At 26.3% G+C, this 8009-nt stretch carries 7 protein-coding genes; all 7 read right to left on the bottom strand.

Features of this window, described 5'->3' with window-relative positions:
• Positions 1-244 precede the first annotated feature (244 nt).
• The 7 genes from BLU40_RS16755 to BLU40_RS16725 all read right to left on the bottom strand — a co-directional run bounded on the left by BLU40_RS16755 (position 245) and on the right by BLU40_RS16725 (position 7248).
• On the bottom strand, positions 245-763 hold the full coding sequence (locus BLU40_RS16755; RefSeq protein ID WP_090126456.1) for a hypothetical protein: 519 nt from the start codon (positions 761-763) through the stop codon (positions 245-247).
• A gap of 143 nt (positions 764-906) precedes the next feature.
• Positions 907-1869: a hypothetical protein gene (locus tag BLU40_RS16750; RefSeq protein WP_090126453.1), complete on the bottom strand. Its 963-nt coding sequence runs from the start codon at positions 1867-1869 to the stop codon at positions 907-909.
• A gap of 168 nt (positions 1870-2037) precedes the next feature.
• Positions 2038-2697, bottom strand: a complete 660-nt coding sequence (locus tag BLU40_RS16745; RefSeq protein WP_090126450.1) for a hypothetical protein — start codon at positions 2695-2697, stop codon at positions 2038-2040.
• Positions 2698-2936: 239 nt separating this feature from the next.
• Positions 2937-3209 carry a hypothetical protein gene (locus BLU40_RS16740; protein ID WP_139170988.1) on the bottom strand — a complete coding sequence of 91 codons (273 nt, stop codon included), beginning with the start codon at positions 3207-3209 and terminating at the stop codon, positions 2937-2939.
• A gap of 1379 nt (positions 3210-4588) precedes the next feature.
• Entirely contained in the window at positions 4589-5029 is a 441-nt protein-coding gene (locus tag BLU40_RS16735; protein WP_090126444.1) for a hypothetical protein, read from the bottom strand.
• 236 nt (positions 5030-5265) lie between these two features.
• Entirely contained in the window at positions 5266-6063 is a 798-nt protein-coding gene (locus BLU40_RS16730) for a hypothetical protein (protein WP_090126441.1), read from the bottom strand.
• A gap of 702 nt (positions 6064-6765) precedes the next feature.
• Complete coding sequence (locus tag BLU40_RS16725; protein ID WP_090126438.1) at positions 6766-7248, bottom strand: hypothetical protein; 483 nt, start codon at positions 7246-7248, stop codon at positions 6766-6768.
• Positions 7249-8009 lie beyond the last annotated feature (761 nt).

Genomic DNA, 8009 nt, shown 5'->3' with positions numbered 1-8009 from the left:
CAAATACAAAAAGTAAGGCTGTTAGTATCAAAATTCCGTTCAAAATTGTCGATATGTATCTTTTAATATTCATCTTAAATGCACCACAACGGTTTTTGGTATGTTTTGTGGCGTGTTTAAGCAACTAATTTAGTAAATATTTACTGACCAAGAAAATCCGATAGGATTTTCGTAAGTGTGCTAAAACCAAGCTATAAAATATACCAGTTGTTGTAAAACGTATTTTACTAATTTTTAAAATCATTCAACTATTATAAATATCTCTATAAGATTCTCTATTTTTAGTAGCGAATCGTTTTAGAATATTCTTTAAAACTATTTTTTTGTTCTTAACTTTAAGATTTGGTATTAGTTTTTCAATTAAGTGATACTCATAATTTTCAATTTCAATTAGTATTTTAGTATTGTCAATTATCAAATCATATTGAATTCCTTTTATGAACTCGAGTTCTACTTTTTCAACTTTGGTTAAATCAATATCTTTTATCCAATCATCTATTTCTAGTCTAACATTATTCTTAGATATTTGAATCTCTCCAACTCTTGTAAATAAAAACTCATTTAAAATAAATAAAACTAAAAGCAGAACAATTAAAATCAATGAAATAATTGCTATTTCATCTTTCAAATCAGTTATTGATTCATCAGGTTCAAATGCAGTTATTTTTAATAAGAAATAAAAGTAGAATATTCCAATCCATCTTAATTTCTTAAAATATTTATGGTTAAATATATAATTGTTTTCTAAAATGTTTGTTGTCATATGTTTTACAACGTGTTTGTATATGGTTTGTTGCGTGGTTTAAGCGCCTAATTTAGTAAATAATTACCGACCAAGAAAGTCCGGGAGGACTTTCGTAAGTAGGCGAGAAGCCAGCAATAAATTATATACGGTGTTAGCCACCGTTATTTTTCTTCCTCAATATTTATCATTAAAAACTTATCATAAAATTCCATATTCGCATAAGTATTAATGTTTACCATAATTTTTTTAGAATATTTAAAGCAAAGATTTTTAACCATATTTGTTTCATAATCCTTAATGTCATTGCTAGTATTAAAACTATATGAAGTTGAATGTAATAAAGCACTTGATAAATCATAAACGAGATTATACTCATCTTCTAAGTTTGTTAATTTTGCTTTTTCTTTCCAAGTTCTAATATCTTTTAATTCTTTAAATACTTTTGAGTATTGATTATTAAAATTAAATAGCTTAGAAACATTTTCTTTTTTAACAAGTTTTTTTGCAATTTCAGTTTTCGCTTTTTCAAAAAGTTCAAGTCGTTCTTGATATTCTGGTAATACTTTATTTTCTAGATGTGATTGTGTGTAACCATAGCCAAACCACTTGAAGTTTCCACAAAACATTGTATATTCTAAGTCTGCTCTATCATCAAGGTCTTTAATTGCTTTTTGATACTTTGCTTTAGTTATCTCGATACCTTCACTTTTGTCACTACCGTTTTTAATAATGTCCGTAGTTTTACTGTCTTCTAATTGATATTTTTTCATAATTAGAATTTCCTTTTTAATACGTTCAATAAATTTGTTCGTTTTATCTAATTGATGGTTATAGATTGAGTAAAACAACTTATATGTATATTCTGGTTCATTAACCAAAAGTTCACTTTGAATGAGGGTTTCAAGAACATATCTTAATGAAGAATAATTTTCAATTAAACTCGAATTTTCTTTTAATATCAATTTTTGTATTGACATTATTTTTTCAACGATACTTAATGAAAGATTGTAAATTTCGTTATTTTCTATAGAGAAGAAGAACGCTTTTTTTTCTTTAATGGAATCAGCAAAATCATTTTCTGCTTTTATTAATTCTTCAAGACTTTTTTCAATATAATTATCCATTTTCAGGTGAGTGATTTTTTAATTGTGGCTAACGGTTTTTGGTATGTTTTGTTGAGTGATTTAGCTATAAATTTAGTAAATAATTACCGATCAAGAAAATCCGATAGGATTTTCGTAAGTGTGCTAGAACCAAACAATAAAATATACCAGTTGTTGCCTACAGTACTTTTACTTTTCGTTTAGATATTTTTCAATTTTCAATTCTTGTTGATATTCAATCGATAATAACATAATTGACATCCATAATTTATCGTCAATATTGTTAAAATCAAATTTATCAAGATTGTTAAATGTTCCTTGCATAATAGGTAGATTCAAATCACCTACAGAGTTTATTGCAGAACTTATTTCTTTATATTTTCCATATTCTTTTCCTAAATCTTTCATATAATTCATATATTCTCCACCTGAATTAAATTCTATTCTAGTAAGATCTTTCGGGTTTTTCAGAATTGTGTCTTTAGTTTTAAGAATTTTTGGAGAAGGATTTATCTTCCAGATCTTATTAAATAAATCAGGATTCAATTTGTCGAATAAAAACTCATATTTTTCGTTCTCATTAAATGCTAAATGATTCAAATTATTTGTTTTACCAGCTAGTTTATATATCGAATCACAATAAAATCTGTATGCCTTATCAACATTTGTAAATTTAGTTTTTGACAAGACAATATTATCAGCGAATGAAATAATTTTAGTTAAATCATCTCTTTCAGATTTATTAAAATGCTTTTTAAGCAATTCATTATTTTCGATTGAATTTTCAATCTTTTTATCATTACAATTTATAAATAAAAAGCAAGTAAGAATTAATGTAATGTATTTCATCTTTTTCAATTTTGTTCATTTTTCGTATTGTAGGCAACGGGTTTGTGTATGGTTTGTAGCGTGTTTAAGCAATAAATTTAGTAAATATTTACCGACCAAGAAAATCCCTTTAGGATTTTCGTAAGTGTGATAAAACCAAGCTATAAAATATACCAGTTGTTGCAATTAGTAGTTTTTATTCGTTAATAATCATTTTCCTCGATATTCTCTTAATTATGTAGTTTTAAAATCAATAATCGTTATAAAATCAAATATTTCACTCCGACTATTAAAATCAATATTGCAATAATCATTATTATAATCGTTTTGATTAAATCAATTTTGTTTTCTCGTTTAATCTCTTTCCTAATATTTTCTAATTGTTCTGGAGTGGCTTTCCGTTTTAATAATTCATTAAAATCTCCTTTCAATCCTTTTAACGGCATATCTTTTCTATCAAAATGAGATAACACTTTTTTCCTTGAGTTATTCTTCATTGAGATAATCATTGATTGAACTATTCCAAAACTCATTTCTTTTTGTTTTTCATATCAGAGAATCATCAGCCTATTAATTGCAACGGTTTAGTGTAACCAAAGATGGCTTGGTTATCGCAATTTTTCGATTATAAAAATAATACAGTTAGAATTAATAAACATTCTATTTAGCAGAAATTGCCAATTTTGGTTAAACATTGTTGTATAAAGTGGTTTTGAGTTCAAATTATTTTTTCAAGTTACAATTTCTATCCGTTTCAAATTTTAAATTATTCCTCATTTTATAACATTGTAATTTATCTTTCTAGTTTTATTTTATCATAAATACGAGGTTATAAACCTCAAATCTGGCGTGTAATTGATTTTTTTCATTTTCATTGCTCATTTATTCCGATTTACCTTATAATTCCGCAGTTGTGCTAAATTCATTCCGTAGTAATGAGTTTTATCGTTTTAAGATTAATTTTTTCGTTGTAATTGCTCAAATCAGACTGATTTAAATTTTATCAATAGAGTAGAAGTAGTATTCAGTTTTTCTATCACAAGATTTTTATTGGCTCGTGTCTCAGACAGTTTATCATTTTAGATTCATAAAACTCAAATTTGGAATTTCAGAGGAAATTCCGCCATTTTATACAACGGTTTAGTGTAACCAAAGATGGCTTGGTTATCGCAATTTTTCGAATATAAAAATAATACAATTAGAATTAATAAACATTCTATTTAGCAGAAATTGCCAATTTTGGTTAAACATTGTTGTATAAAGTGGTTTTGAGTTCAAATTATTTTTTCTAGTTATTAATTCTATCCGTTTCAAATTTTAAATCATTCCTCATTTTATAACACTGTAATTTATCTTTCTAGTTTTATTTTATCATAAATACGAAGTTTTAAACCTTAAATCTGGCGTGTAATTGATTTTTTTCATTCTCATTGCTCATTTATTCCGATTTACCTTATAATTCCGCAGTTGTGCTAAATTCATTCCGTAGTAATGAGATTTATCGTTTTAAGATTAATTTTTTCGTTGTAATTGCTCAAATCAGATTGATTTAAATTTTATCAATAGAGTAGAAGTAGTATTCAGTTTTTCTATCACAAGATTTTTATTGGCTCGTGTCTCAGACAGTTTATCATTTTAGATTCATAAAACTCAAATTTGGAATTTCAGAGGAAATTCCGCCATTTTATACAACGGTTTTTGGTATGTTTTGTTGAGTGATTTAGCTATAAATTTAGTAAATAATTACCGACCAAGAAAATCCGATAGGATTTTCGTAAGTGTGCTAGAACCAAACAATAAAATATACCAGTTGTTGTAAACTGTTATTTTTTTATGCTTAGTTCTGTAATGTCTAATTCTATCTCTTATTTAAAGTATTTTTTTTCTTGTTAATTCCATTCACATATGATCATTAATAATATATTATATAATTTTGTTTCATAAAATAAGGAATACTATCCCAAGCCTTTTTAGGTTGTATTATTTTATAATCTGGAACTGGGTATCTCAGCAATAAATCGGATCTAGTTGAATCGATTATACTAAATTTTACTAAGTATCTTTTCCCTAAAAAAGAATCCAGTTTTTTTATCTTATTTCTCTTCATATAGGTATTTATATTATTTAATTCAACTCCTTCAATTTTTTTGTTTTTATAATAATAATAGTAATGTAATATTCTACCCGTACTTCTTCCTGAAGAAATTTTAAATATATTTCCAATAGCATATTTTACTCTGTTACTATTTAGTAATTTTTTAGTTTCATAATGGGTATGCACTAAGTGGAAAAAAATAAATAAAATTATTCCACACAGGATTCCATTTAATAACCAATTTTTAGCTTTCTTCATTTTTATATTTTAATTTTTATCAGAAAAACAAATTATTATTGATAATTGAAGTATTAAAAATGGTTTGTAATTTTCATAGAATTCTTTTTTTTAATAGTTTACAACGTGTTTGTATATGGTTTGTTGCGTGGTTTAGCACGTAATTTAGCAAATAAAAACCGAATAGAAAATCCGCGAGGATTTTCGTAAGTAGGCTAGAACTAGCAATAAATTATATACGGTGTTGCCCACAGTTTTTATTCTTTTTTCAGTTCAAATATTTTCCTTCCACGCACTTTAAAATCAGATTCGCTTAATACTCTTCCCAAAATTATTATTTCAATTATCGAATCGTTTTTATCATACTTATATTCGTCCATAAACTCAACAAACTCGTTAGGATTTGTTCCTTGATTAAAAGAACTGTCTATTTCTCGAAAGAGTTTACCTTTTTCGTTATACTCGAATTTTGTTTTCATTCGGTGATTTCCGCTAAAAATCCAATTCTCTGTTATTGGTCGATTTAGTGAGTCGTAATAAAATTCCGAGATTTTGGGTTCTGCATTTCGTTCCGATTCAATTCTTTTTTTAACAACTCCATTTTCAAATTCTTGCGTAATTGTTCTGAAGTTTGTTTTGGTTTCAATTAGATTTTTTTCTGAATCGTATTTGAATGATTTAATTGTATCATTTTTTTCACGGTTTTCAACAATATACTTTAACAAACCATCTTTATCGTAAATATAATTTTGCGTGTCGATTTTAGCTATTCCTTTTCCTTCTCTTTTGTAGATTAATTTTGTTTTTTCAATCCGATTTTCATTGTAATAATGGAATGTCCAATTATTACTATTTATTAGACGATTTTTAGAATCGAAAGCCCTAAATGATTTTCTGTTGAAATATATAGAATCGTTTTTGTTGATTCTTTTTTCAGTTGTCCAAATTCGATAACTTTCTTTCGCTTTAAATTCCGCAATCAATTTATCTTCTTCTAAATTCCCGCAAGAAGTTAAAATCAGACTTAAAAATGTTATGGTTAGCAGTTTTTTCAAATTGTGGGCAACGGTTTAGGATAACCAAAGTTGTGTTTAAGTTATCGCAATTTTTCGTTTATAAAATTAATAAAATAAAAGTTAAGAAACATTCTATTTAGCAAAAAGCAACAATTTTGGTTATGCAATGTTGCTTGTAGCAGCTTTGCATTTTGGTGCTAAAAAATCATACGTAGCAATTTTCATTCATAGATGTTATTATTTTTCAAATTTATCTTTTTCGTTTGATTAATCTTAACTATTTATTTCAAATCGAGTTTTCTCTCACATCTCAGCTAGTTCTCCGATTTCATTGCTTAAAATCCTCCGTTTTGCTCATTTTACACGTTTCAACTAGAAATTCGTAGTTGTGCTAAAATCGTTCCGTTTTAATGAGCTTTTTGCGTTTCAATTTATCATTTGTTTAATTCTCAAATAACTCAATTTAGTTTCTGTTTGATAGAGTAGAAGAGTGATCAGAATTTTCCCTCATTAATAATTTTTTCACGCCTCTGTCAGACTAACTATTTTAATCTTAAATGACTAAAATGTGGATTTCAGAAGTGAAATCCGCTGTTACAAGCAACGGTTTTTGGTATGTTTTGTTGAGTGTTTAAGCTATAAATTTAGTAAATAATTACTGACCGAGAAAATCCGATAGGATTTTCGTAAGTGTGCTAGAACCAAACAATAAAATATACCAGTTGTTGTGCAACGTATTTTTTATCGTTTGAACAAAAATCTTTTTAAAAATCCCTTTTTTTCAATGTGAACTCCTAATTCTTTGCAAATCGATTCAAACTCTCTTAATTCGGTCTTAGTCATTTCAATTGTCAATTCTAGACTATCAAATTTAAAATCATAGAATTTATTATCACTCCTAATATATTCAATATTTGTTATTTCTTTCAATTGAATAGTTTTATCAATTTTATCAGTCTGAACAAACATTTCGTTATCTGTAATCTTAAATTTTCCAATTCTAGAAAACAAAAACGTATTCAGAAGTGGAATCACAAAAATGAAGAATAAAAAAAGTCCTGAAATTGATTGAAAAACTTTATCATTTTCTATTAATCGATTTATTCCAGAATCATTTGTTGTCAAATAAATCAATAATCCGCCGTAAACTAAATATGGAATTTTCCATAAATAATAATACTTATGATGATAAATGTAATTTGTATCGATTATATCTTTTTCCATATGTTGCACAACGGGTTTGTGTATGTTTTGTAGCGTTTTTTAAGCTACTAATTTACTAAATAAAAAACTAACGTAGAAAATCCGATAGGATTTTCGTAAATGTGCTAGAACCAAGCTATAAAATATAAACAGTGTTAGCATTTTGTTGTTTTTCCGTTGTTAAAAGTTTTTCCGTATCAGTATTCAATTCCGTAAATATTAGCGAAAACTCATCTTTACTATATTTTCGCCGACATTTTATTCCTCAGTTTGAATTTTCACCCTTTAATGTTTCATTCCACAATGTTTTATCCAAAAAAACTTTACAATAAACGAAAAATCATTTCTAAAATCGGAGAGAATAAAAATATAATAAGGATCGTATATTTAAAATATTTCTTAATTATTTTTCTTTCCTTTAAATTTGTCAGTCTGTCTAAGAATTCTAAAATAATGAGAATAAAGTTAATTATAGCGATGTAAACTAATAAGTTAACAAAAGAAGAAATGATTGTACTTGAAAAATCAAAATGAATAATAGAATTTTTAAATAGTCCTGCTTTCGGTAGTAATAAAGTAATTAATAAAGTTATTCCACTAAAAATAAGCACCCATTTATTCACTAGAGTTCTCAAATTATTCCAATATAAAATTTTACTTGTATTCATTTTCCCTCCAATAAATGCTAACGGTTTAGAGTTTGGTTTCGTTGCGTGATTAAGCTCAAATTTAATTAAAAAACTCTAAACATTAGAATAATCAGAGGCTTTTCGTACGTAGAA

Source organism: Lutibacter oricola (assembly GCF_900106565.1).
In the GTDB taxonomy this organism is placed as follows: domain Bacteria; phylum Bacteroidota; class Bacteroidia; order Flavobacteriales; family Flavobacteriaceae; genus Lutibacter; species Lutibacter oricola.
This window is presented reverse-complemented; position numbering and strand designations above follow the sequence as displayed.